Below are 26737 nucleotides of genomic sequence, written 5' to 3' on the forward strand. Positions count from 1 at the left end.
GTAAAATCCTTTCTAGACACAAAAATAATCCGAACTGATTTTCAACAAAATCGTTCGGATTATTTTATGCTTTATTCAGTTTTGTCCCAATTTCCTGGCTTTTTTTATTGTTTGTGATCTATGGCTGCCCGGGAACGGTCTAAAGATTCTATAACCTCATCATAGTAATTAGATACATAGGTCATAAATAACACATCGATAACATGAAGTTGTGCTAAACGTGAAGAGGTTGCAGCACTTCGTATCATTGCTTCTTCAGTAGGTGAGGTATATAAGGGGATATCTGCCATTTGTGACAAGGTTGTTGAACCGTATTTCGTAATACTGATGGTTTTTAAGTGATTCTTGCGGGCAAGCTTCATGAACTGAATCGCTTCTCTCGTTTCTCCAGAAAAAGAGATAACAATAGCCACGTCACGTGAGGATGCATTAGAAAGTGAAGTGTAAGCCAAATGTGGATCTTGTAAGTAGAAAGCATAGCGTCCGGCACGTAAGAATTTCTGCTGTGCATCATAGGCTACTAATCCAGATGCTCCAACTCCGAACATATGAACTGCACCGGCGTGGTGAATTTCACTGATTGCTTGATCAACATCTTCTCTGCGCAGCATCTCATCAGTTTCTTTTAGCATTTGAATACCATTGTGTGTCATCTGTTCAATGATGTGATGCGATGATTCCCCCTTATCAATGTCTCGATATTCAATCGAGGAGGGTTTTTGTACATCACCTGCAATTCGCATTTTTAACTCTTGAAATCCTTTTAAATCCAGTGATTTACAAAGCCTTATGACAGCAGCGGAGCTTGTTTGGCTTTTATTAGAAAGTTCTTTTACCGTCATGGTAATTACTGATTCAGGGGATGATAAAATGTATTGAGCGATTTTCTTTTCGGATGCGGGCAGGGAATCTTCTATACTTTTAAGCATAGACAAACCACCTGATATATAAGACATAATAGCAGCCTCCTTACAATACGTTCCTATCTTCTTTATATTATATGCTATAATGAAATTAAATTTCAATATTATTTGCAATGTTCTGAAATATAGTACTAAGGAGGCAGACAATGATAGTTGGTATAGACGCCGGTGGGACATCGACAAAAGGTGCATTAATAAGTAAGGCAGGAGAGATTATCGCCACTTTTCAATCAGGTTTTGGAAACCCCCTTATACATGAGGAAAAGGCGATCAAGCATGTTAATGACGTCTTCAAAGCCTGCATTCAGGCTGCCGATCAACCTGTCGAACATGTAGTTATAGGAATGGCAGGTTATAGTACAGCAGGAGCAAGACTTCGAGTTCCTGAACATTGGAAAAATTATAACCTAACAATTGTAAATGACGCGGAACTGGCCTTAGAGGCAGCTATTCCTAAGGGGGACGGAATTCTAACCGTGGCTGGTACGGGCTCGATTCACATTGGGAAGAAGAATCAAATAAATTATACTTCCGGCGGCTGGGGCCATTTGTTAGGTGATGAAGGCGGGGGATACGACATAGGTAGACGTGCAGTCCGTATCGCTCTTACTTCCTTAGAGTCTAACCAGCCTTTAAACTCATTTTCCAGATCTCTTCTTTTACACATTGACTCTGGAAGCACTGATGAAGTAAAGAGTTGGTTTTACTCCCAGGATAAATTTGAAATAGCAAGACTGGCTGAGTTTGTAAGTGAGCTGGCTGATAATAATGATGCGGCAGCTCTTCAGATCCTCGAATCATCCATTAAGACACTAACAGGTCAAATAAGAGCATTATATCAACGAATGGAACTTGATACTAAAGCTAATCTCGTACTTGCCGGAAGTGTTCTATTAAAAAATGAGTACTGCTACTCCCTCATTTCAAAAGAAATGAGAGGGTTATTTAAAAAGATTAACAGAATGAGTGAACCAGCTTACATAGGAGCATATTTTATAGCTGATAGTAAATAGTGAGGACCCGGTTTATTTATGATATCTATAAGTAAACCGGGTCTATTTTTATACTTAAAAGCTACGACATCCGCCATTGGGTTTGGCGGTAAGCTAAGTTCTTCTATTAATTTGACATACAACTTGAAATTTTTACTTAATTACGTCATAATATTCACTAAATTCCGATTATTTAAAATATATTTTTACATAAAATGATAGCGCTTACAAAGTTTTAGGGGGACATTTATGCTGACTGTTCTATTATTTTCAGTAATTACTGTTGTATCTGTTGTATTGGCACTTAAAAGAAGGCGTCCTCTTTATTTCGTTCTTCCGATTGCTTCTTTGCTGGGATTTGCTTTTATTAAAATCTTGATGGTTCCTATGCCTTTTTGGGAAACTGTAAAATTTATTTTTAACCTTAGAGGATAGAATTTTATATTTTGAGAGGAGGTGAGGACGTGAAGAAACTCGAACGAGCAAAAGCGGAGGCGTACTTTAAATATCGAACAACAATGATTGTTATTTATTTAGCCATTGGATTTTTAGTTTCTTATGCAGTCGTTTTAAATGCAGAAGCCCTGTCGTCATTCAGGGTAATGGGAATACCATTTCACTACTATATGGGGGCTCAGGGAGCAGTTGTCACGTTTATCGTACTCTTGTTTATAAATGCAATCGTTAGCGACAGAATTGATAAAAAATTCGGCTTCAATCCTGAATACGTTGATAAAGCGGATCATTCTACGGTTGAGAGCAGCAAGGGGAGTGAATGATTGTGGATGGGCAGTTTATAGTCTCGTTGTCGCTCATTGTAGCGACATTTGCACTGTACATAGGAATTGCAATTTTCAATACGGCTAAACAAACATCAGAATTCTATGTAGCAAGTCGCGGGGTACCTCCTATATTCAATGGAATGGCTATCGGAGCAGATTGGATGAGTGCAGCTTCATTCATTGGAATGGCAGGCACAGTTATGGTATTAGGCTATGATGGTCTAGCTTATATTATGGGCTGGACAGGGGGATATCTCCTGCTAACCTTTCTACTGGCCCCTCAGTTACGCAAATATGGCCGGTATACAGTTCCTGAATTTATTGGTGATCGTTATCGAAGTGATACGGCACGTCTGATTGCAGCTGTAGCCACAATTATTATAAGCTTTACGTATTCTGTCGGACAGTTATCCGGATCTGGTGTAGTAATTGGGAGACTTTTAGAAGTCAATACAGCTGTGGGAACACTAATTGGCGTTGTGCTAATTGCTTTTTATTCCGCTATGGGGGGAATGAAAGGAATTACCTGGACTCAGGTAGCTCAGTATTTGGTTCTTATTATTGCTTATTTAATTCCTGTTATCTTCATGTCTTTGCAGCTGACTTCAAGTCCTGCTCCCTGGTTATCCTACGGAGAAGTCATCAGCAGTATGCGGGAACTGGATCAGGATTTAGGGATTTCGGAATATGTTGTTCCTTTTACTGAGGCCACGAAATGGCAGTTTATTGCCCTGATGTTTACACTTATGGCCGGTACAGCTGGCCTCCCGCACGTAATCGTACGGTTTTATACTGTGTCTACGATGAAAGCTGCTCGCTGGAGCGGTGCCTGGGCTTTATTGTTTATTGGACTGCTCTATTTATCCGCTCCTGTTTATGCAGCATTTTCACGTTTTATTCTAATGACAGAAGTGGCTGGTTCTTCGATTGATAATCTTCCAGCCTGGACTCAGCCCTGGATCAATACTGGACAATTGTCAGTTGCTGACGAGAATGGTGATGGAGTATTGCAGTGGCAGGAGCTCTCCATTCATAATGATATTGTAGTAATGGCTACACCTGAAATTGCCAATCTCGGAGTCTTCGTCATCGGGCTGATGGCCGCGGGTGCTATGGCTGCTGCATTATCTACAGCCGGCGGCTTAATGATAGCGATCTCAGCTGCACTCTCTCACGATATTTATTACCGTTCAATTAATCCAAATGCCAGTGAACGGAAGCGGCTTCTTGTAGGACGCTACTCTATTGTTATAGCAACAGTTGCAGCAGGATTACTAGCGTTAAATCCTCCAGGAGCCATTACTCAAATTGTGGCGTGGGCTTTTGCTTTAGCTTCGGGATCCTTCTTTCCGGCTTTACTGCTTGGAGTGTGGTGGAAACGGGCAAATGGTCCTGGGGTTATAGCTGGTATGATTACAGGATTGACTGTAACTCTGGGATACATTTTCTTTTCTCAATCCCTTGGCATCCAGTTGTTAGGAATTATTGATACAGGTGCTGGAATATTTGGAGCGGCGGCTGCTATTATTGCAAACATCGTTGTCTCTCTAAATACGAAACCTCCTGCACAGGAAACACAGGATGAAGTAACTGATTTACGTTATCCAGAACAAATGCAGTATAAGAATGGAGAAGTATGGCTTAAAGAATAAGTGAGATAATAACCAGCTTTCTAATTATTAGAAAGCTGGTTATTTTTATACCTATTGTCTTTTGTTAAGTACCTTCCTTTGATAAATTATTTGGAAGCCTGGTGAAGAGAGCAAGGTTTAGAGACAGGAGAGACTCTAAAGGATGCAAGGCTGAGCGGGCTTTCTTGCTAGTTGGTTGTCCTTTTCTTCTTAGTTGAGTAAGGCAGGTGATATCTATAAAAAGACCAATTATAAGCTGATGTATTTCATCCAATGCCGGTTTTTTTACTCGTCAATTTCCTTTAAAGTTGGTAGACTAATAGAATCGAGAATTTCTGGAGGAGAGACGGCTATGACGATTTTCTTTCAAGTAGTATTACCGGTCATATTGGTTTTTTTATCAGGATATATATTGCAGAGTTTTATTCGTTTGGAGATTAAATCTATTTCGACAGTGGTACTTTACATACTGCTCCCATGTCTGGTTTTTGATACGTTTTATAAAGCGGAATTTGATCAGGAATACTTTATGATGGTATTGTTCTCAATCATATTGTTGTTTCTCATTCTTCTTATTAATAAAATTGCTGCTAAAGTAGCTGGTAATTCCACCTCTACAGAAAGCGGGTTGATCTTATCAACTGCCTTTATGAATGCTGGTAATTATGGTGCACCGATTGTATTGTTTGCATTTGGAGAACAAGGTTTTATATATTCTGTTTCATTTATGGTTATTCAGCAGATTGTTATGAACTTTTTTGGTGTATATTATGCGGCCAAAGGAGCTGCAGGTGTACGGCTTGCTATTGCTACTGTCTTAAGAATGCCGCCAACCTATGCCGTAGTAATAGCTTTAATCGCCAAGTTGACAGCCTTTCCTGTGCCTGAGAACATAATGTCCAGTATTACCTTAGTTGGGGATGCTACAATTCCAACTGTTATGATTTTACTCGGTATGCAGCTGGCGAATATTACAGTGAAACAATTAGAATGGGGAAAAATAACTTATGCTGCAAGTTTAAGACTAGTCGGATCTCCGCTGATCGCCTGGGGTTTAACCATCCTTCTGCCTATGAGTGATATGATGGGGAGCGTTTTAATTGTTTCAGCTGCCATGCCTTCAGCTGCCACAACCACCATGTATGCTGTTCAGTTTGACTCAAAGCCGGACTTAGTTTCAAGTATTACTTTGATAACGACGTTGCTAAGTGTTATTACCATTCCTATCGTACTCAATATCCTTCAGTAGTTAGAAGCCGCATTGCGCAGTCTCTCTGCCAATGCGGCTATTTTTATTTCTTTTCTTTCCTTGTTTTGAAAAACATATATAAATTGCCTAGAATCATTGCTACTGAAAGAACAGCTCCCACTGAAGAAAGTTCCAAAGGTGTAAAATATCCTGTTAATAAAAATAAAGCGAAAAATAAGGCAAACATTAAGTAGAACAAATTGATCTCCCTTCCTGTAAACGGACTAAGATATAGGGTAACACATCTTTGCGGTCCGAATCATATCAATTAAATTCAGAGAGCTTATTTTTAATGGAATTTCGCTTTCTTTTAATTGTAGAAGGGCTGGATTTAATTTTATGGGCAATTTCTTCAATCGTGTAATGGAGTAATGTCAGGGAGAGAATTTCTTTTTCGAGATCAGTAAGTCCGTAGTTTGTATAAATATCATACCAGAATAGTTGTTCGTCTAGTTGATCATTCACAACGAAAGAGGTGGGAACGAACGTGTACGAAATATTTAATTTTCGCTTAAGAGATTTGTAATAATAAAACAGTTGGTAGGAGAAGTAAGTAGAAAACTTACAGCGTTCACTTTGGTATCGCTTAACACACTTTGCATAAACAAGGTAAGCATCTTGAAGGTAATCTTCATGAGGCGAAAGCTGGAGCTTATGAAGCGTGTGATAAATAAGGGGATAGTAGGAAACGAAATTTAAACATTGGGTGGACATGAATAACTCTTTTCTAATTGAATATTCAATTGATTTTTGCGCGCAATTCTATTATTACTCAAAAGCGAAGAAAAAGAAATAGTTTTCTGAAAATTATATTATTTACTTTAAAATTCAGTTTTTTGATTATTTTTTGGTTAAAAAATTATTTTTTTGTAGATTATTGGCACCAAATAAGCAGCTTCTAACGATTATAGATATAGAAGCCTAATTTTAAGAATGAAAAGGAGCTTGCTTATGTGCGTAGATGATCAGGAGTTTGAGAGAATTGTGTTGGAAAATGAAAGATTAATACATTACCATATTAAAAGTTTACATATTAATGATGCCAACGGGGATTTTTTTGCCATAGGTTTAGAAGCTTTATGGCAAGCCTACGAAACTTACGACCCTTCTGTTGGTAAATTCTCTACTTACCTTAGCTGGAAAGTTCGCAACGCCCTCATCGATGAAATCCGTAGGGATTCTAAACGCCTCAAAAACCAATCCTTCCTGTTAAAAACCCAAATATCCATATCTGATTTAACAAGCGAAGATGTTGTAGTTGACCAGTTTTTATGGAATCAGATTAAGAGTGAATTGACCTTAAATCAATGGAAGTGGGTGTATTATTATATTATTCATGATTTATCCGTATCTCAAATTGCATCGATTGAAGAAGTGACAAAAGATGCGGTGAAGAATTGGGGAAGACATGCAAGAAAAAAACTGTACTGTGTACTAAGTAAACAAAACCACGTACTGGAGTAATCCGGCACGTGGTATTATTTATTTCTCGATCGTTATATTTATTTTGCTCAGCCCTAATGCCTTTGCTGCTTTAATCATACGTGCAGCTTCCTGTTCCGCATCATCAATTGATATGTTATTTCTCGAGATATTCAGGGAAGTTCCTCCAAATAAAGGAAGTGTCTCTGTTTCTTCCTTTTCAGGGATAGGATTGTTTGGCTCAAGATCATTTGCGGTATCATGCTTGCTTCGATTGACACGACCGCGGATTTTCCTCCCATGATATACTACGCTGGCATAAGGACATCCCGTTTCTTTTGAGATTTCTCGATAATTTTTGTTTGATTGTTCAATAAGTTGTTTTACTTCATTTAAATCGTACTCATACTGTTTGCTTTTTTTTGCCATAAACGTTAACCCCTTTATTAATCTCTTCTAATATTTTAACAAAAAATAAATTTTTTTATAGTACTAGTTACTGCCACTATTAAACAATTACTTTTAACTTTAGGTAAATAATTGAAAAATGAACCAGTGAGTTATTCACTGGTTCATCGCAGGTGTCGCAGAAGCTGAAACTCCGTTTAAGTCGGCTTTTAGTACTTCAACTTGATAGTCAGGTAATTGTTTGTTTAGTTTTTTTATTTGCTGTTCAGACGCTTGATAAAAAAGCCCGATCATCGTCGGCCCCGCACCGCTTATATAGTGTCCGAGTGAACCGTGTTGATCAAGAATGCCGGACACATGAGGGAAGTCAGGAATGAGTCCGCTCCTGTAAGGCTGATGCCATTTATCTTGCTTCATCATTCTTCCTACAAGCGGCCAGTCTTTTTCTGCAAGAGCAGCTACTAGGACATTAGCCATCCCGCTCGCATAAACTGCGTCTTTATAAGGTAAGTCAGTTGGAAGTATAGCACGAGCTTCTTCTGTTTCGACATGATAATCAGGAATAACTGCAACCCAGGTTAAATGCTCAAGATCTTTTGAAAAACGAACAGATTCAAGATTCGTGCCGTCATAAGATGAAACTGTAATCCCGCCATAGATAGCTGGAGCTACATTATCTGGATGGCCTTCGATTGCACAAGCTATCTTAAGTTTCTCTTCATCATTCAGCTCCAGATGAAGAAGCTGGTTCGCTAACTCAATTCCCCCTACTACTGCAGTAGAAGAACTTCCAAGACCTCTTGCAATAGGGACTTCGTTTGTCATTGTTACCTTATGGGGAGGCAGGTGGTCCACTCCATAGCGATTGGCTGTAAATAGAGCAGATTTATAAATTAAATTTGTTTTTCCATCAGGAATAAACGGCTGGTCTTTTTTTGGCAGAACGAACGTCCACTCATCAGCAGGTTCACAGTGAAGGGTAACATATTGAGTCAATGCCATTCCGATCGAATCAAAACCCGGTCCGAGATTTGCTGAGGTAGCTGGAACACGGATGGTAATCATGATGTGACTCCTGCTGCTTCAGCAAATTGTTGTAAATCATTTTCGATTACAGTTGGTCTAATCTTACTTTTTTCAATGGCGGTAGTAGGGTCTTTAAGGCCGTTTCCTGTAAGAACGTGAACTACTTTTGATCCTTTTGGAATCGTGCCGTCTTTTACTTTTTTAATTGTTCCGGCAAGAGATGCGCAGGAGGCAGGTTCTGCAAACACCCCTTCGGCACTGGCTAACCATTGATAAGCTTCTACAATATCTTCATCGGTTACTTCGTTAATACTCCCTTTTGATTCCTCGGCAGCTTTTAGAGCAGGCTGCCAGCTTGCAGGGTTTCCAATTCGGATAGCAGTGGCAAGTGTGTCTGGGTTTTCTATGACTTGATTTCTTACAATTGCAGCTGATCCGCTTGCTTCAAAACCGAGCATTTGTGGGAGTTTTGTACCGTGGGATTGATGGTACTCTTTAAATCCTCTCCAATACGCCGTAATATTTCCTGCGTTTCCAACAGGTATAGAGAGAAAGTCAGGAGCCTCACCCAATACGTCACATACTTCAAATGCTGCTGTCTTTTGACCTTCAATTCGATAAGGATTAACTGAGTTAACAAGAGTAATAGGTTCTTTTTCCGCAATTTCACGGACAATCTTTAGTGCTTGATCAAAGTTTCCTTTTATGGCAAAAATCTCTGCTCCGTACATAACAGCCTGGGCAAGTTTGCCTTCTGCAATTTTACCATCAGGAATAACCACGATACAGCGTAACCCTGCTCTTGCTGCAAAAGCAGCTGCCGAGGCTGATGTATTACCTGTCGATGCACAAATCACGGCTTTAGAACCTTCTTCTATTGCTTTAGCCATTGCAAGGACCATTCCGCGGTCTTTAAAAGAACCAGTAGGGTTGGCACCTTCAATTTTCACATAAGCTTCAATGCCTAATTTTTCAGAGATCGTAGGAATCGGAAGTAAAGGAGTATTTCCTTCGTGTAATGTAAGTTTTGGTGTCTCTGGTGTCACCGGTAATAATTCTTCATATTTATCTAATAAACCCTTCCACATATCAGTTGCTCCCTTCCACACGGAAAACGCTATCGACCGAACGGATCGATGACAGGCTTTCTAAATCGTTGTATGCTCGTTTAAAGTCTTCTTCACTTACCTGATGAGTCACCATCATTAATTCACGTTCATCATCTTTATCTGCTTCGCGCTGAATAATTTGATCGAATGAAATACCGTATTCTGCAAAAATCTTTGTGAGTTCCATCAGCATGCCAGGCTGATCATGCACGTGAAGGCGCATGTATTTTTTCGTTAATTGATCTTTCTTTTCCTTAACTTGTTTCGGGAACTGCGGCTGTACATAGGCAGATCCGGAAGTTCCTAATCTGAGGCTTTTTACTACGGCAATAAGATCAGATACTACTGCGGTAGCTGTAGGCAGCTTACCAGCGCCTGGTCCGTAAAACATAGTTTCTCCTACGGCATCCCCGTATACATAAACTGCATTGTATTCGTCATTCACTGAGGAGAGAGGATGTTCAACTGGAAGCAAGGTAGGCTCCACGTTAACGGCAACGCCGGTTTCATCATGTTCCGCAACTCCGATTAATTTAACAGAGTATCCAAGCTGTCTGGCATATTGAATGTCGGCTAATGAAATTCCACGGATGCCTTTAACTTCCACATCTTCTAAATTAAAAGGCATAGAGAAGCCAAGAATTGATAGAATCGTCATCTTACGAGCTGCGTCTAATCCATCTACGTCAGCAGTAGGATCTGCTTCTGCAAATCCAAGTTCCTGAGCTTCCTTTAAGACGGAGTCAAAATCGACACCTTCTTTCGTCATCTTAGTTAAAATATAATTCGTTGTGCCATTTACAATTCCCATCATTTTACGGATTTTGTCAGATGACAGTCCATCTAAAATGGAACGAATGATTGGTATTCCGCCTGCCACACTTGCTTCATAAAATAAGTCACATTGATTTCGTGAACTGGCTTCAAACAATTCGGCTCCATGCTGAGCTACAAGATCTTTGTTAGCAGTAACAATATGTTTTCCGTTTTCAATGGCTTCACGTAATATTGTGAGAGTGTGATCGATTCCACCCATAACCTCCACTACAACATCAATATCAGGATCCTGCGTGATATCTTCATATCGATCCGTGAGTTTAGTTGAAGTATTATCAATATCACGAGGTTTAGTTAAATTACTTACGAGCACAGTCTTGATTGTGACATCGCACCCTGTTTTATGTTGAATACTTTCTTTATGGTCTTCAAGAATTTCAATTACACCGCTTCCGACGGTCCCTAATCCCAGTAAGCCCACAGTAATTGTGTCTTTCATCGTTCACACTCCTTGTCCACTTGGAATATACATTTTTATATTTGTAATGGACATTGTAACGGAAAGGAAAGGGATGTACAAGGTTTAATAGAGTTGGAATTAAAAAGTATTTATCTTTCTATTCCTTTAAGTCTGAATTACAAGCCCAGCACCGGGATTTTACTTAAAATAACCGGTCGGAAAATTGTCTCAAATTAAAAAATTTCTCTTTATTTAATTAAACAGATAAATGTTATTTTTTCCTTATTTAAGAAAAAAAGGGCAATAAATATAAATATTCGACTAAATAATTGATTTTTCACCAATGTTTTTCCGATAGAAGTGTATTTGTTACATATTGACTAATTTTCAGAAATATTTTATAAGTAAATATACCTAATTACGAAAGGAGGGGTGAGAGGTGAGTATATTGAATTCAGTGTTTATGTGTGAAAGTTTGATAAAACGTATAATTGAAGACATGGGGATCTCAGGGAAAACAGATTTATTTCTTCAGGAAGGGATGAGTGCACTACATAAATTTGTAGAAATTCATAATGAAGCTACTCTTTACCAACTTAATTTGGTTATCCGCAATCATTTTCGTTCCATCCTGTCAGCATCAAATGACTGAGGACAGCTAAGAGCTTTTTCGTAATAATTTCATCTTTATTTTTATTGACAAATGAGGGATAATAGAATAAAATACTGAAAATTCTGATTGTAAGGGGTGGGCAAAGTGTTAAATATTAAAATGTTAAAACCTTATTATGTGAAAGAAGACCATCGTTTTATCCGAGTCGTATTAGCCTACCAGTATTTTTCCTTATTTATTGACGATGAATTATATCAGTTTATTCCTATGGAGTCCCGTGAAATTATTATTGATCGAAAAAGTAAGCGTGTTCATAATGTGTTTGATATTTTCGTTTTTCAACGAGGGAAGAGAATTGTATATGTATCAGTAGCTGATTTGCTAAAGCTTCCTGATTTTATTACTCATCTTCATGCTATTACTTCCCCTTATGAAACAAAAGCAGTAATAGCGAAGCCTGATCAGAAAAATAAAGAATTAGAAAACGTTATTGATGACTTAGAGAAAGAGAACTTAAGACGGTTAATAAATAGAGCCATTGATCGCGCCGATAAGAAAGCGTTTACAGAATTGTCGGACGTATGGAATGAAGAATACTGTTAAACCGCCCATCCAGGGGCGGTTTTTCTTTTTAGGATATACGCTGTTCATATTTTTCTAATGAGTGGAGTTATAGAGTTTTGTTCTTTATAAAGAAAAAACGCCTTTTATTTTATGTTTTTATCCTTTATAATAAAACTATAAATTCTTTATTAAGAACAAAAATCGCAGGATCAGCGTACAGGAAGGAGGTCAGCTCATGACTGGGATAGGGGAGCGTATAAGAGTATTACGATTAGGAAAAGGCTTATCTGTCAATCAATTTGCCAATCAATCAGGAGTTTCAAAATCCTATATAAGTAATATTGAACGAGGGGTTCAAAAAAACCCATCTTTAAGTGTTATGAGAAAAATGGCATTAACGTTAGATGTGCCGCTTGAAGATTTGCTTTCTCATGTTAATGATCAAAGTAATGCTGAGTAATAAAAGGAGGAGGTTGCATTAAACAAAAGCGGGTAGATCAAGAGTGGGTGCAATTAATTAAAGAAGCTAAACGACTTGGCCTAGAAATAGAAGATGTACGGAAATTCCTTCGAAGGAAGCTGCGGTGATTTTTGTATGATGGGAGAGGTTGCATTAATAAGATTGGCGGCCCGTGCTAAATATCCCGTCTTTATTATTTATTGATGTAACAAGAGAATCCAATCTCTTCTTTCCTGACTATTCTCATTTACAGCCTTCCGTTATTATTTGCTACACGTGATTTTGTCCAACTCATTCACTGATATGAATAATATAAATAATAGGAAGAGGGGAAGAGGGTCATTGGTACTGATTAAGACCTATCGATCCCATAGGAAAGGAATGGCACGAAACTCTTTAATCACATTCGAGTTTTTTTTACAATATCTTTATCCTAAAATATATAAAAAATTGATAATTTATGAAAAAAATCTGAGAATAATGCAAAACTGCTATCATAATAGGCTTAGTTATATAGGGATAGGACAGGGGAGCTTACATACTGCAGATAGTAGAAGCTTCCGTAATTTTAACGGGGAGGTTCATCTATGATGAAGGCAGTTCCTGATCAGACGACACTTGATGCAGAATGGGTAAGACTTGTAAAAGAAGCCAGGGATTTAGGGTTGACTATTGAAGAAGTTAGAGAATATATTAACTCAATTAGTTCTCATTAAAGAACATCAGCTTTTAGCTGGTGTTATTTTTTTGAAATTCATCTATAGTAGAATAAAGGGAGGGAGTTAACGTTGAAATCAGGTCATCTTGAGTTGTTCGAGTTATTAAGAGATTGTTCAAATTCTTTTCAAACCCCAATTTTAGTGTTTAATGACAGTGAGAAGCTGATCCGGCACTTTCCAGATCGATTTCACCGTCCTCCAAAAATTTTTCATGAGGAATTCTACCAGTGCTTACGAGAAAGCAAAAAAAATCCATTCCAACTTCAATTATTCTCTAACCTCTACTATCAATATTTTTTCTTTTATCCTATAAAAAATAAGATGGGGAGCTTTACTTACATAGGAATCGGACCTTATCTTATGCAGGAAGTCGGGAAATTTCATGTCAGAAAGATGCTGGTCCTGAACGGTATGGATTTTTCCTACGAGGCTGAAACAGTTGATTATTTCAGTAAGCTTCCGGTTGTTAATACAAAAGTACTGGATTCAGTAGAAAGACTGCTGACTACGCTCCTTCCGGGGAAATCTGAAGGTCAGTCAATTGGTCAAATGCCGACAGAAGAAGAGTGGGAGGACTACCGGTCTTTTAAAAGTAATCATTTAAACGCTAAGTTCTCCCGTCATTTATTAGAATTAAATGAGAACTTTAACCGTTATTTTAAGCAGGGGGACTCGAAAGCCCTGAAGGAGTATCAGAAGCTTAGAAGATCATCGCTTTTTCCTCTAGGAAATGGAAATGAATTAAGATCGGCAAAGAACAATATAATCACACTCATTTCCAAATTAACGAGAATTGCCATTGAAGAAGGAATAGCTAAAGATGAGGCTTTTTCCCTGCATGATTTTTATATTAATTTTCTTGAGTCCAAAGAGGATAAAAACGAGCTAGCTCATTTAGAGTTAACAGTTGTACAAGCTTACTTAAATGTAATGAAACAAAGAAATCAGACAAGTGTAGTTTCTCCTCTAGTACATAGAGCAAAGAACTATATTTTTCAGAACCTTACGGAAGACATTAATTTAAAGGTTATTGCCGAAGAACTTCATGTGAATCCCAATTACCTTTCAAGCGTATTTAACAAAGATACAGGAACATCGATCACGAAATATATTAATGCCCATCGAGTTAAAGAAGCGAAAGAATTACTTACGAATACACAATACTCTTTAATGGAAATTAGTATTTTGCTTGGGTACAACAGCCAAAGCTACTTCACACGTGTCTTTAAGAAGCATGAAGGAATCAGCCCTAAGGATTTTCGACAAAAATTACAAACTGCTTATTTTAGTTGATTTTATGAAGTTTAAAAATAAAAAAGCACTATTTATTGACGTGTTGTGTTAAAATTAAACAATATTCATTGTATTGTGAGGAAGTTTATGAAAAAGTTCGTGTATTGGGTCCCTGCTTTTATATGGATAGCGGTTATCTATTATTCTTCTTCAACTCCTTACGAAAAACAGGATATAAAGCCATGGTTAGGGGATTGGGTTAACTTTTCCTGGGCTGGTCCTTATTTAGAACGAATATCCTTTACATATAACAACCAGGAAGTAAGCGTTGCTGCACAGGGAATCGCTGGTTTTATCGAGTTCTTTATTAGAAAAGGAGCTCATATAGGGGTGTTTTTTGTCCTGGCTCTCCTTATATATTTCGCCCTGTTTTATACGGTTCAACAAAATAAGAATAAGCCGCTTCTGGCTGCCTCTGCTTGGGCTGGTACTGTACTATATGCTGTTTTTGACGAATGGCATCAAGGTTTAACCCCCAATCGTACACCATACGCTGGTGACGTTTTATTGGATGCATTTGGAGGAGGCCTGGCTGTTTTCGTTATTCTGTCTGTCCATAGAAAAAACGGACGAAAAAAGAAGTTTAACATCGAATAATTAAGGAATATAGAACCATAACAAAAGATAGAAAAGGTGGGGGCAATGACAAAAGCAGAGGAATTAAAAGAAATAATGCAGACGATTATTCAGCAGACGGAAAATGCCGAATTAGCATCCTCCCAGGATGTTATTAATCGATTAATTCAACAACTTCAAACCTGAAGATTAAAGAGCAGAAAAAACTGCTCTTTTTTTACCTGCTGGTATCATAGTAAGCGCTGTAATATGATATAATTTGTAAATATACATAGATTAATATAATAGAAAAGGGATGATTCTATGAGCTGGTATCAGGAATATGAACGTTGGAATACTTTTACATCGTTAGATCCTACACTGCGGACTGAACTTGATCAACTTCAGCAGGACGAACAGTCACTGGAGGACGCATATTACAAGAGTTTGGAATTTGGAACAGGCGGTATGAGAGGTAAGCTCGGCCCCGGTACAAATCGTATGAATATCTACACAATCAGACGAGCGGCAGAAGGGTTAGCTTCTTATGTAGAGGAGAAGGCAGGACAGTCTAAAGGTGTAGTTGTGGCTTATGATTCCAGGTATATGTCGAAGGAGTTTTCTATAGAAACGGCAAAAGTATTAGGTCGTCATGGTATTCAAACCTACGTATTTTCTTCTTTAAGACCAACCCCGGAACTATCTTTTGCAGTACGCCATTTAGGAGCCGCAGCAGGCGTTGTTATTACTGCAAGCCACAATCCCCCAGAGTACAATGGGTTTAAAGCTTATAATTCTGACGGCGGTCAGCTCCCTCCCGCTGAAGCAAATACTGTAATCAACATGGTGAATAAAGTAGACAATGAACTGGAGGTAGAAGTCGCCGATCAGGGAGAACTTGAAGCATCCGGTCTTCTGAAATGGATTGATAATGAAGTGGATCAAGCTTATCTCGAGAAACTTAAGGAAGTGAACGTAAATCGAGAACTGCCGCAATTCGCCGGTGATTTAAGTGTGGTATTTACTCCTCTTCATGGTACGGCTCAGCTGCTGGCAGAAAAAGGACTGAAACAAATCGGGATTAAAAATCTTCACACCGTGGAGGAACAGGCGGTTCCGGATCCGGAATTTACAACAGTTTCCTCTCCAAACCCTGAAGAGCATCAAGCATTTGAACTTGCAATTGAGAAAGGCAGCCAGGTGGGTGCCGACGTATTAATTGCAACGGATCCTGATGCCGATCGGTTAGGCATTGCTGTGCCGGACAGTAATGGAGAATATCAGGTGCTTACTGGTAATCAGACAGGTGCTTTGCTGATTGATTACATTTTGTCTCAGTCTGAAAGTCTCCCTGAGAATGGTATCGTTATTAAAACCATCGTAACGTCTGAGTTTGGCCGGGTAATCGCAAACCATTATGGAGTAGATAGTCTAGATACGTTAACAGGTTTTAAATTTATTGGTGAAAAAATTAAAGAGTATGAAGAAACGAACAAGCACACTTTCTTATTCGGTTATGAAGAAAGCTACGGCTATCTGGTTAAAGATTTTGCACGTGACAAGGATGCAGTCCAAGCAACAGTACTATCAGCCGAAGTAGCAGCATACTGGAAATCAAAAGGCAAGACACTTCTTCAAGCTTTAGATGATTTGTACAGGAAGCACGGATATTTCCTTGAAGATCTTCAATCGCTGACTATGGAAGGGAAAACAGGTTCAGAAAAAATAGATAAAATTATGAATGATTTCAGGCAGCATCCTCTAACGAAAGCGGGCGGGCTTGACGTTCTTGCGGTAGAAGACTATACGACTTCTGAGCGCAAGCATAAGGATGGCACACTGGAAACCATTGACCTTCCTAAAGCCAACGTACTGAAATTTATTTTAGAGAATGATAGTTGGTTCTGTCTGCGTCCTTCAGGCACAGAGCCGAAAATTAAATTTTATTATGGAGTCAAAACCGGCTCTAGAGAAGAGAGTCGAAAGTTGTTGGACGCAGTGAAACAATCAGTTAATGAACAAATTAATGAAAGTGTGTAAGAGAAGTTCCGTGACTTCTCAGCTTGTGGAGAAAGCTCTGTTTTTCCGCAAGCTTTTTTTCTTGCCGCCAAGAGTGAAAGTCCCTTCCCTTTTAGCGCCCGAGCTTCCTAGCGAAACCCTAAGCTCAGCGAAGTGACATCCTGCGTACACAGACGTTTACTTATGCGTGTCTAGGGCGCCCGAGCCTTTGTTCTCATATTTCAAATTCTATAAATATTCAAGATGAAAGGACTCATTAGAATACGTGTGGTATAATGAAAAACGGATGAATTTTAAGGGGTTTCCCTTGTGGATTAAGCGAGGATTATTATGAATATATATATAGACATAGCCATAGCACTTTTGTTGTCTATGGCAGTAAGTTATTTATTAGTGTTTCCTGTGATTAAGTTAGCAAGAAAGTGGCGGATGATGGACCACCCTGAAGCCAGAAAGATACATGCAGTAATTACACCACGTATGGGCGGGCTTGCTATATTCGGCGGTGTAGTCGCTGGTATGCTTTATATTAGACCGGAAACACAATACTGGCCGGCAATTTCAATGGGTGCAGTAATTATTGTTTTGACTGGTCTTTTAGACGATCGCTATCAGATAAAACCACTAATGAAGCTAGCTGGACAAGTAATGGCTGCTTCTGTGCTTATTTTTTCAGGACTGCAAGTGGACATTTTAACGATTCCATTTATCGGTATGATTCCGTTAAGTGAACCTTTTAGTATTGTATTATCATTTGTGTGGATAATCGGAATTACGAATGCAATCAACCTGATTGATGGTCTTGATGGTCTTGCGACTGGTGTAACTACCATTTCTTTAATAAGCATTTCTATTATGGCTCTCGCGCTGGAACCGCAAATTTCAATTGTTTTCCTTTGTATCGTCTTAATTGGAAGCAATATCGGTTTTCTTTTTCATAATTTTTACCCGGCTAAAATATATATGGGAGATTCAGGATCTTTGTTTTTAGGTTATTCCATGGCTGTTATTTCAATGGTAGGGTTATTTAAAAATGTTACATTATTCAGTTTTATCATACCTATTATTGTATTAGCTATTCCATTATTCGATACACTCTTCTCTATTATGAGAAGGTTCTTGAATAACCAAAAAATTATGATGCCGGACAATAAACACATTCATTATCAAATCCTGGCAGCTGGTTTTAGTCATAGAACCACTGTACTTATTATTTATGGATTCAGTGCCTTGTTTGGGTTTTTGGCTATATTATTTTCGCTTACTTCATTCGGCATTTCCTTAGGAATAACTTTTTTTATTCTTTTTTTACTGCACTTATTTGCTGAGATGACGGGCGTAGTACAAAAAGGGAAACGACCGGTAATTGACTTAATTCAGAAAATGTTTACGAGGCAAAAAAACAAAAAAACAAGATCGGACAAAGATTATGAAGGTGACTGAGCAGATATCCTATTACTGTTTCGGGGCTTACTCTCTGTTTTTTAATTAAACAGTAAAACAAAAACCCAGTGACTATTGTCACTGGGTTACTTTTATCGAATGGTCTTTTGGGATATGGTGTGATTCATATAGAGTCTGTATAAGCTTCTGACTGGATTGGCCGTCTGAGTACTCGTTCCACATATTGGAGAATTGCTGGATTTCCTCATAGTTGTAAAACTCATTCCCTATAATTTCAATGATTTCCTGAGTGGTATAGGCCACAGGCCCTGGAGTCATAGTGTGGTAGTCTTCCCAAAAGCCTCGAGCTCTTGCATACTCTTCCAAGTCGAATGAATAAAAAATCATAGGCTTATTTAATAATGAAAATTCGTAAGGAATTGATGAATAGTCCGTAATTAATAAATCAGTAATTAATAGTAATTGGTTGATTTTTTCTTTTGATGAAACATCAATAATAAAGTCAGGGTACGGGTTAGCGAAATTAGTATTTACAGCCGGGTGAAGCTTTAACAAAAGAACATAATCCTCATGCAGAGCTTCGTACATTTGATTTAGATCCAGCTGGATGTCTGGATTAGTCAGTTGGTGATCCCTAAAAGTAGGGGCGTATAAGATCACTTTTTTATTTTTTAATTCAGGATATTTCTTGTTAAGTTTCTCTTCAATCTCTACATGATCTTCATAAAAGAAATCAGTCCGAGGAATACCTGTTTTCAGAATGTTATCCTCCGTTAAATTAAAGCTTTTTTTAAAAATTTCAGCCATTTTATCTGAACCTACGACCACCTTATCAAAACGCTGATATACTTTTCGAAAACGTTCGTTAGCTTTTTGGGTGCGATGTTCAATGGAAGGGTCGGCAAGGCCGAACCTTTTCACGGCTCCGGATGCATGCCAAAGTTGTATGCATTCTACGTTTTCTTTAAAGTCAGTGGCCGCAAGAAAACCAAAATAATTATCAACAAATACTTTCTCGCAGGTAGCAAGGTGATAAATAGAATGAAGAAAATGCTTTGGTTTTTTAAGTTGAAAGGGAACGACTGTTACCTGGGTGTCCTCAAGAAAGAAATATTTACATTTTTCATCTTTAAGAATAATGATTTCACCATTGTACTGTTTTTTTAGGGCTTCAACTGTATACAAAATATTATCCCCAAAAGAAGATACAAAAACCGTTTTCTTCCGTTGGGGAATAAGCTTAGAAATATTAAAGATGGTTCTAAACATAAGCAGGTAAACGCTTATGATCAAATCTTTAGCCATTGTTCACATCAAATAAATCGTCTTTTATTTTACTAGTTGAAATCCCTACAGTACGAGGTAAATATACGACTTCACAATATTCTTTTAGGAAATCAAATTTTCCTTCCCAGTCATCGCCCATAACAAAAACATCAATATCATGTTTTTGCACGTCTTCTACTTTCTGTTCCCAGTTATCCTCTGCAATTACTTCATCTACATAACGGATTGCTTCCAGGATCATTTTACGGTTTTCAAAACTGTGATAAGCATCTTTGTGTTTAATGGCATTAAATTCATCAGAAGAGATTGCTACAATTAAATAATCTCCAAGATCTTTAGCTCTTTTTAATAAGTTAATATGACCCCAATGAAGCAGATCAAATGTGCCATATGTGATTACTTTTTTCATTTGTTTATTTCCTCCTTGAATGCTTAACATTCCATTATAGAGTATATACCTCTTAGTTTACAGAATTAAAACACACAATTTACAAATTTATAAAAAAGGTAGTGTATACTAGTTTTAGACGTGCCTATATTAATATTACAGGAAACTACAAATTAAAACAACATGCTTTTAATTGATAATATTTCCATTTGTGTTAAGAAAACAGCTCCCTATAAAGGAGCCACTGAAGAAATGCACGATTTTAAGTGATGGGTAAACATATAGGCAAGCTGAACGATTTCTTCGTTCAACCCTCCTATATTTTTTGATCTTAAGAGGTACTTCCCTCTTATTCCTCCATGAGCTTCATAATTCCCTTTAGATTAACGGTGAATATCGCTAGTTGGTTTTGGCGTTCCTCTGATTTTATGGAACGGAATTATAGTCTGAAGTTCATGGATAATTGTCGGTCTAACATCCAATCCCTCCCTTTTATGTATTCCTTTCATTGTACAAAAAAAGAGTGACTTTCTTTTATCCATCAAAGAAAATCACTCTTTTTCGTTTTGCCACGATGAGCGTTCGGTGGTGACGTCTGGTCGATTAAAACCAGCCACGTCCTGTGGCAACATCGACACTAGCACGTCCGGTGCGTCGCGGGGACAGCGCGAGCCGAAGATCCACTTGGTCAAGTGATCTTCTTGACCAAGTTAGCTGAGGCCGTGCCCGGCAAGCATCCACCGATAAGCGATTCGAAAGAAGCAACAACAAACTTTATAAGCTCTTCTAGATTAGAAAGGACTTTTTCAGTGGCCTCCTATAAAGAGAGCTGTTTTCTAAATAAATTTATTTTTCCACAACAAAATCATTATCTTCACCGCTGCTTACCCATGCTTCTTCACCGTTGAAGTTTACAAGGTACCATTCATCTTCAGTCACTAAATCATCGTTCTCGTCTAACTCTCCACTAATCAAGTCTTCCTGACTGACTGCCCCCACAGTCTCTTCATCAATGGAAGGTCCGCTTCTAACATTCAAGCTATCTGCAGTGACTTCTAGTAAATTTAAGTGTTTTACATAATCACTATGAGCCCAGCCGGTTTCACCATCGTACTCAATTTTCAGCCAAACGCCGTCTGTTCCTTTAATATCTACTTTTGTGCCATTCGTTAAACTATTGATGATAGCAGCTTCATCGTCAGGCTCTTCTCTGAAGTTAAGATTGGTATCATTCACCACCACTTCACCTATAACATGTTCGGGATATTCAAGGAAGTTGCCTTCATTATCAGAAGGGTCTGGTTTTTCAATAGGTGAGGGCTGATCTTTATAAGAAGGCACATCGTATGTCAGCACATAATCCTCTGTTGTATCGTAAATGTCTGCTATCGTTTTTGTTTGAATATCAGCCCATGCTACGTGTGTGGCATATTGGTTCCATGTAGGCTGGTCAGGGTTCCACTTCATTTTGTATAAAGTATCCTGGCCTTGATTTACATACTGATCGGCTGCGAATTCAGCACCACCGACGATAGCTTCTTCCGGAGAGAACCACTCGTTTTCAAAAGCCGTTAAGGCTCCGCCGGAAACAGGTTCTTTATCAACAGCCCCAATACCATACATATTATAAACGATATGGTCGGCTTCATTTTCTTCAACTACTTCCCCTTTATCATTGACGGGAACACCTTCTGCTAATTCTGAAGTACCATTTTGTGTTTCATGCAGCGCGTGAGAGATTAGGTAAGCTTCGTTAACACTAAACTTTTCACCTGCTTTTACAAAAGCATCTGCTGTACCTGTAAGAGAACCAGCGTTATATAATATATCCTTATTTATGTTATCAGCATTTAATCCTGCTGGCTGTGATAAGGATAAGAATTGATAGAAACTACCTGAGTCCTCTGTGAAATTATCAGCGTTTAAATAGTACTCAACCTCTTCGTCACTCGCATCAATAGCTCCTGTTCCGTCTGATTTCTGTGGCGGAGTAGTAGAAGTTTGTTTGTCCATTACCTCATCAAACTCGCTGTCGTACTCTGTTGTTTCATAAGCAATATCATCTAAGCTGATATCATCTGCATGCATATACCCTGTGATTTCTTCTTCGTTTTGATAGGAAGTGGCTTCAAACCAGTTATCTGATAATGTTTCTAGTTTTAGTACATCGTTTTTCTTGAAAGTTTTTATTGAGGTGGATTCTTTGGCGGCACGTTGATAGATTTTAGACTGATCTGTTGCGGCTAAGCCATTTAATGACTCAGTGTTTTCTTTTTTATTTTCTACATGAGATTTATGAATATAACCTGTCTTAGCCTCTCCATTAAGGTAGACGGTCGCTTCATACCAGTTTTCCGTAAAATTCTTGTACTTTAAGATGTTTCCTTTTTCATAGTCTTTCAATTCTTTTGAATTTGTTGAGGCGGCCTCAAATACGGTAGTTGGAGATTTTAGACTGATCCCCTGCAGTTCTTCATTATTTTCCGCTTCTTGTTCTACATGGTCTTTGTGGATATACCCGGTTTCTTTCTCTCCTTCTAAATAAACCTGAGCAATGTACCAGTCTGAAGAGTATTCTTGATATTGCAAAGTGGAACCTACCGGATATGATTTTAGTTTCCTGGAGTCAGTCGATGCGTCAGCATAGACGCTGGTAGCCTTTAATAAGCTTGTTCCGGAGAGCTCTTTTCCGTCTTTTTCTCCTGTTTCTACATCGCCTTTATGAATATACCCGGTTTCTTTTTCTCCATTAATATACACGGAAGCTTCGTACCACTCATCCAAATAGGATCGGTACTGTAAGATCGTCCCACTGGAATATGATTTTAATGCTGAAGACTCTTTGGAAGCGGCAGCATATACATTTGTTGAGTTTTGCTGTGCAATCCCAGTATGTTCTTCCAAATTGCCTGAAGCCGTTTCAACTTTGTCTTTAGGTATATATCCTGTGCGAGCTTCATGGTTAATATAAACAGTGGCTTCATACCAGTTTTCCGAAAAAGTTTTATACTGGAGGATTGACCCGCTATCATAAGTTTTTAATTCATTAGATGAAGGAGAGGCAGTGTCATAGACGTCCACTTCTTCATTGGCTCTGCCTTCTAAAGGCTGCTGATTTTCTGCTGAAGTTTCGATATCTTTTTTATGTATATACCCTGTGTGAGGTTCATTATTTAAGTAGACAGTTGCGATATACCAATTATCGCTATGTTCCTCGAACTGTAAAATACTGCCTTTTTCGTACGATTTAAGGGCCTTAGAACTTTGGTTTGTTTCACGATATACATTCGTTAAGTCTTTTAATGCAATTCCTTTTTGCTCATCCGCTGCGGATGCAGTATTAGACGTACTGTAAAAATAAATTAAAGACGTAAAAACTATTAGTAAAACAGTTTTTTTTAAGCTTTTATTCATAGTATAAACATTCCTCCTCTTTCCATTGGATTAATGGGGATAATCAACAGTCAAAGATCACCCTTTCCTGTGTACTGTTCATGAATAAAAAACAGCTGACCTCCCAAAATTACGATTCGGTGACACAGTATATCATTCTATTACAATGAAATGAATAGATAATGACAAAAAATAATTAAAAAATCCTGATATTGTTAGACTATAAATTTATAAAAAAAAGGATTTCTTCGCAAATAGATTGAAGAAATCCTTTTTCTTTGTAACGCTACTTTTCGATAAGATAATTATTATTCGACCCACTGCTGGACCATGCTTCTGATCCTTCATAGTATATCTTATACCATTCATTGTCTGTAACTATTTCGTTATTATTGTTTAGCACACCAGCCACATAGTTATTGTTTTGCAGTTTCCCTATGGATTGATGGTTAATCGATGAGCCTGTTCTTACATTTAAGTCGGATACAGTGACTTCGAGAAGATTTAGTAGTTTTATAAATTCACTGCTGACCCACCCCGTCTTACCATTGAATTGAACCTCGTACCACGATCCATTTGTTCCAATAACATCAATCTTAGAACCACTTGGAATGGAAGTGAGGATTGAATCATTGGTTGAAGGACCTTCTCTTAAGTTTAAGTTTGATCCTGCCTGTACAACGACTTCACCTTTTACATTGTCAGGGTAATCAATATAGGTCCCTTCAGGTTCCTCTGGATCGGGTTCAGGGATAGAGGAAGGTTGTCCGTCATAGGAAGGCACATCGAATACAAGAACGTAGTTATCAAGCGCATCATAAATGTTAGCGATCGTTCTGGTCTGGATATCTGCCCAGGCTACGTGGGTAGCATATTGGTGCTTACCAGGACTATCTGGATTCCAGCGCATTTTATAAAGTGTGTCCTGACCTCTATGGACATAATTTACTGATACAAATTGAGCACCGCCAACGATTGCCTCTTCTGGAGAGAACCAGCCTTCGTTAAAGGCTCGCTTTGCTCCGCCTGAAATCGGTGCATCATCGACTGCGCCAATGCCGTAAATGTTGTATACAGTATGAGCTTTTTCATTTTCATCTACTACATTACCTTTATTATCCACAGGAACACCCTGGGCTAATTTTGAAGAACCATGACCTGTTTCGTGAATGGCATGGGAGATTAAGTAGGCTTCATTAATATTATGGCGCTGACCTGCTTCTACAAAAGATGAAGCTTTCCCTTGTAGAATGCCCGAATTATAGAGTACCTTGTCATTAATTTCAGAAGCACTTAAGCCTGCAGGCTGAGAGAGCTTTAAAAACTGGTAAAAACTTGTGGAGTTTTCATCGAAGTTTTCAGGGTTTAAATAGTATTCTACCTGTTCTCTGCTTGCCGCTACTCTACCTGCTCCGTCTGCTTTAGGTGTTCTGGTCATTTGAATATCCAGTACACTATCAAAATCATGATCATAACTAGTATTTTCATAGACTAAGTTTTCTACACTGACTTGGTCTTTATGAATGTAGCCGGTGCGCTTTGAGTTATTAATATACGCTTCAGCTTCATACCAGTTATTACTAAATGTTTTTAAGTTTAGAATGTCATTTCGGTCAAAAGATTCAAGGGTGCTCGAGTTTTTAGATGCATATTGGTGCATTGTCGTATTGTTAACAGCTGCTAACCCTCTAACAGTTTCTTGATCACCCGAAAGGTTTTCTACATGAGATTTATGAATATATCCAGTATGGGCTTTGTTGTTTAAGTAAACAGTAGCTTCATACCAATTCGCAGAAAAATCTCTGTACTGCAGTACCTTTCCTTGGCTGTAAGACTTCAATGGCTTTGAATTTGTAGAGGCTGCTTCATATACATGCGTAGGGGATTGAAGTCCAATCCCTTTATGATCATTATTGGAGTCAGCAGGCTGCTCAACATGGGTTTCATGAATGTACCCATTCTCTTTATTACCATTAACAGTAACTTCTACAGTGTGCCAATTGTTTGAATATCTTTTGTAGTTGATGGCAGCTCCTGGAGAAAAAGATTTTAAAACTTTAGAACTGGTAGATGCGTCTGAATAAACCCTGGTAGGTTTTAAAAGAGCAACTCCTGATCCTTTTTGCCCGTTAGATTGTCCGGTCTCTACGTCGTCTTTATGAATATAGCCTGTGTGAGGCTTGTGGTTCAAATAGACGGTAGCTTCATACCAGTCACCTAAATAAGACTTATACTGTAAAATTGTTCCGTTTGAATAAGACTTTAAAGCTTCGGAGTTCTTTGATGCTTTAGAATAAACATGGGTAGAATTATTTAAAGCTATCCCAGTTAAATCTTCTTGATTATCAACGGATGTCTCTACATGGTTCTTATGTATATAGCCTGTATGTGGTTCGTGATTTAAATAGACCGTAGCTTCGTACCAATTACTGGAAAAGGTTTTGTATTTTAGAATATGTCCTTGTCCATAAGACTTCAATGCCTTGGAATTGGTACTGGCATCTTCGTAAACACTTACTACCTTATTATTGGCCCTTCCTTCTAACGATTCCTGAGAAGAAAGCGAGTTCTCTACATCATCTTTATGTATGTAACCCGTGTGAGCTTGATAATTTAAATAAACTGTCGCGATATACCAGTTATTATTATACTCACGATACCTTAAAATGTGTCCCTGGTCATACTGTTTTAATGCATCAGAGCTTCTGCTGGTATCGCTAAAAACAGTAGTGTTATTTTTTAAGGCAATTCCCTTAAATTCTTCTTCAGCTAAAGCTTGCTGTCCGGGTTCCGGTACATAAATGAATAATGGTACTAAGAACAATAAAACCAATAATAATTTTGAAGAGCTGGACTGCATTTACATATATACCCCCTAGTTACTAATTTGTGTGATCATTACTTTTAAGTAGAATGCTCCATAAGCCTCACCCTCTCAAAAGGTATTTTAAATAGTAATGACCAGCAAAAAGTAACTAAAAGGGATATTTTATGATAAGTCCTACAAAACTATTAATTAAATTCTAGTATTTTCTTATTGTTCATTATTATGGACATAGTATAACATCACATTACAAAAAAATGAACGAAATATGACGAAAAATAATACATTTTGCTCACAAATTTTAAATTAAAGGACTCTTGTGATTAAGGGAAGTGAATATTAGACTTGGTTTTTCAGTGTTTAAGAGAATGACAATAGTAATAGATTAAATGAAAGTAACATTTTTGAAACATAAATTTGGTACGAAGGAGAGTAATAC

Annotated in this window: 24 protein-coding genes; 15 read left to right on the forward strand and 9 right to left on the reverse strand. The window is 38.1% G+C overall.

Annotation, left to right across the window (positions count from 1 at the left end; genetic code table 11):
- Window positions 1-104 precede the first annotated feature (104 nt).
- On the reverse strand, window positions 105-956 hold the full coding sequence (locus tag C1A12_RS06320; protein ID WP_101842981.1) for a MurR/RpiR family transcriptional regulator: 852 nt from the start codon (window positions 954-956) through the stop codon (window positions 105-107).
- Window positions 957-1069: 113 nt separating this feature from the next.
- On the opposite strand from C1A12_RS06320, the gene C1A12_RS06325 reads away from it, so the two are divergent.
- The 6 genes from C1A12_RS06325 to C1A12_RS06355 all read left to right on the forward strand — a co-directional run bounded on the left by C1A12_RS06325 (window position 1070) and on the right by C1A12_RS06355 (window position 7041).
- Entirely contained in the window at window positions 1070-1936 is an 867-nt protein-coding gene (locus C1A12_RS06325; RefSeq protein ID WP_101842982.1) for a BadF/BadG/BcrA/BcrD ATPase family protein, read from the forward strand.
- A gap of 228 nt (window positions 1937-2164) precedes the next feature.
- Window positions 2165-2350, forward strand: coding sequence for a hypothetical protein (locus tag C1A12_RS06330; RefSeq protein WP_101842983.1), 186 nt, complete (start codon window positions 2165-2167; stop codon window positions 2348-2350).
- A gap of 29 nt (window positions 2351-2379) precedes the next feature.
- A complete protein-coding gene (locus C1A12_RS06335; protein WP_101842984.1) occupies window positions 2380-2694 on the forward strand; it encodes a DUF4212 domain-containing protein in 315 nt (104 codons plus the stop codon).
- 2 nt (window positions 2695-2696) lie between these two features.
- Entirely contained in the window at window positions 2697-4349 is a 1653-nt protein-coding gene (locus C1A12_RS06340) for a sodium:solute symporter family protein (RefSeq protein ID WP_101843303.1), read from the forward strand.
- Window positions 4350-4680: 331 nt separating this feature from the next.
- Window positions 4681-5577, forward strand: a complete 897-nt coding sequence (locus C1A12_RS06345; RefSeq protein ID WP_101842985.1) for an AEC family transporter — start codon at window positions 4681-4683, stop codon at window positions 5575-5577.
- A gap of 951 nt (window positions 5578-6528) precedes the next feature.
- Window positions 6529-7041, forward strand: a complete 513-nt coding sequence (locus tag C1A12_RS06355; protein ID WP_101842987.1) for a sigma-70 family RNA polymerase sigma factor — start codon at window positions 6529-6531, stop codon at window positions 7039-7041.
- Between the two features lie 18 nt (window positions 7042-7059).
- Here C1A12_RS06355 and C1A12_RS06360 read toward each other — a convergent pair whose 3' ends face one another.
- The 4 genes from C1A12_RS06360 to C1A12_RS06375 all read right to left on the reverse strand — a co-directional run bounded on the left by C1A12_RS06360 (window position 7060) and on the right by C1A12_RS06375 (window position 10818).
- On the reverse strand, window positions 7060-7428 hold the full coding sequence (locus C1A12_RS06360; protein ID WP_101842988.1) for a hypothetical protein: 369 nt from the start codon (window positions 7426-7428) through the stop codon (window positions 7060-7062).
- A gap of 135 nt (window positions 7429-7563) precedes the next feature.
- Window positions 7564-8472 (reverse strand): homoserine kinase, encoded by a 909-nt coding sequence (gene thrB / locus C1A12_RS06365; RefSeq protein WP_101842989.1) that lies wholly within the window; start codon window positions 8470-8472, stop codon window positions 7564-7566.
- Window positions 8469-9521 carry a threonine synthase gene (gene thrC / locus C1A12_RS06370; protein ID WP_101842990.1) on the reverse strand — a complete coding sequence of 351 codons (1053 nt, stop codon included), beginning with the start codon at window positions 9519-9521 and terminating at the stop codon, window positions 8469-8471. Before thrC ends, thrB begins: the two co-directional genes overlap by 4 nt.
- Window position 9522: 1 nt before the next feature.
- On the reverse strand, window positions 9523-10818 hold the full coding sequence (locus C1A12_RS06375) for a homoserine dehydrogenase (RefSeq protein ID WP_101842991.1): 1296 nt from the start codon (window positions 10816-10818) through the stop codon (window positions 9523-9525).
- A gap of 400 nt (window positions 10819-11218) precedes the next feature.
- Here C1A12_RS06375 and C1A12_RS06380 point away from each other — a divergent pair, with 400 nt between their 5' ends.
- From C1A12_RS06380 to C1A12_RS06425, 9 genes are all read left to right on the forward strand, one after another.
- Window positions 11219-11431 (forward strand): hypothetical protein, encoded by a 213-nt coding sequence (locus C1A12_RS06380; RefSeq protein ID WP_101842992.1) that lies wholly within the window; start codon window positions 11219-11221, stop codon window positions 11429-11431.
- Between the two features lie 105 nt (window positions 11432-11536).
- Entirely contained in the window at window positions 11537-11995 is a 459-nt protein-coding gene (locus tag C1A12_RS06385) for an IDEAL domain-containing protein (RefSeq protein ID WP_101842993.1), read from the forward strand.
- Between the two features lie 196 nt (window positions 11996-12191).
- Window positions 12192-12416 carry a helix-turn-helix domain-containing protein gene (locus tag C1A12_RS06390; RefSeq protein ID WP_101842994.1) on the forward strand — a complete coding sequence of 75 codons (225 nt, stop codon included), beginning with the start codon at window positions 12192-12194 and terminating at the stop codon, window positions 12414-12416.
- A gap of 47 nt (window positions 12417-12463) precedes the next feature.
- Window positions 12464-12544: a DNA-binding anti-repressor SinI gene (gene sinI / locus C1A12_RS06395; protein ID WP_373420428.1), complete on the forward strand. Its 81-nt coding sequence runs from the start codon at window positions 12464-12466 to the stop codon at window positions 12542-12544.
- Between the two features lie 459 nt (window positions 12545-13003).
- Window positions 13004-13132: an anti-repressor SinI family protein gene (locus C1A12_RS06405; RefSeq protein ID WP_306416997.1), complete on the forward strand. Its 129-nt coding sequence runs from the start codon at window positions 13004-13006 to the stop codon at window positions 13130-13132.
- A 72-nt stretch (window positions 13133-13204) separates the two neighbouring features.
- The gene (locus C1A12_RS06410; RefSeq protein ID WP_101842997.1) at window positions 13205-14428 is read left to right on the forward strand and encodes a helix-turn-helix domain-containing protein; all 1224 of its coding nucleotides are present in this window, start codon (window positions 13205-13207) and stop codon (window positions 14426-14428) included.
- Between the two features lie 87 nt (window positions 14429-14515).
- The gene (locus tag C1A12_RS06415; RefSeq protein ID WP_101842998.1) at window positions 14516-15025 is read left to right on the forward strand and encodes a VanZ family protein; all 510 of its coding nucleotides are present in this window, start codon (window positions 14516-14518) and stop codon (window positions 15023-15025) included.
- A gap of 282 nt (window positions 15026-15307) precedes the next feature.
- Window positions 15308-17023: a phospho-sugar mutase gene (locus C1A12_RS06420; protein WP_101842999.1), complete on the forward strand. Its 1716-nt coding sequence runs from the start codon at window positions 15308-15310 to the stop codon at window positions 17021-17023.
- Window positions 17024-17332: 309 nt separating this feature from the next.
- Window positions 17333-18445 carry a glycosyltransferase family 4 protein gene (locus tag C1A12_RS06425; protein WP_101843000.1) on the forward strand — a complete coding sequence of 371 codons (1113 nt, stop codon included), beginning with the start codon at window positions 17333-17335 and terminating at the stop codon, window positions 18443-18445.
- Between the two features lie 78 nt (window positions 18446-18523).
- Here the strand turns inward: C1A12_RS06425 and C1A12_RS06430 are convergent, their stop codons facing one another.
- The 4 genes from C1A12_RS06430 to C1A12_RS06445 form a co-directional block, all read right to left on the reverse strand.
- Window positions 18524-19711 (reverse strand): CDP-glycerol glycerophosphotransferase family protein, encoded by a 1188-nt coding sequence (locus tag C1A12_RS06430; protein ID WP_101843001.1) that lies wholly within the window; start codon window positions 19709-19711, stop codon window positions 18524-18526.
- Entirely contained in the window at window positions 19704-20102 is a 399-nt protein-coding gene (gene tagD, locus C1A12_RS06435) for a glycerol-3-phosphate cytidylyltransferase (protein WP_101843002.1), read from the reverse strand. The genes C1A12_RS06430 and tagD overlap by 8 nt, the downstream gene beginning before the upstream one ends.
- Window positions 20103-20927: 825 nt before the next feature.
- Window positions 20928-23495 (reverse strand): SH3 domain-containing protein, encoded by a 2568-nt coding sequence (locus tag C1A12_RS06440; RefSeq protein WP_101843003.1) that lies wholly within the window; start codon window positions 23493-23495, stop codon window positions 20928-20930.
- Window positions 23496-23760: 265 nt separating this feature from the next.
- Window positions 23761-26334, reverse strand: coding sequence for an SH3 domain-containing protein (locus C1A12_RS06445; protein WP_101843004.1), 2574 nt, complete (start codon window positions 26332-26334; stop codon window positions 23761-23763).
- Window positions 26335-26737: the final 403 nt, after the last annotated feature.

Source organism: Halobacillus sp. Marseille-P3879, assembly GCF_900240285.1.
Lineage (GTDB): Bacteria > Bacillota > Bacilli > Bacillales > Halobacillaceae > Halobacillus_A.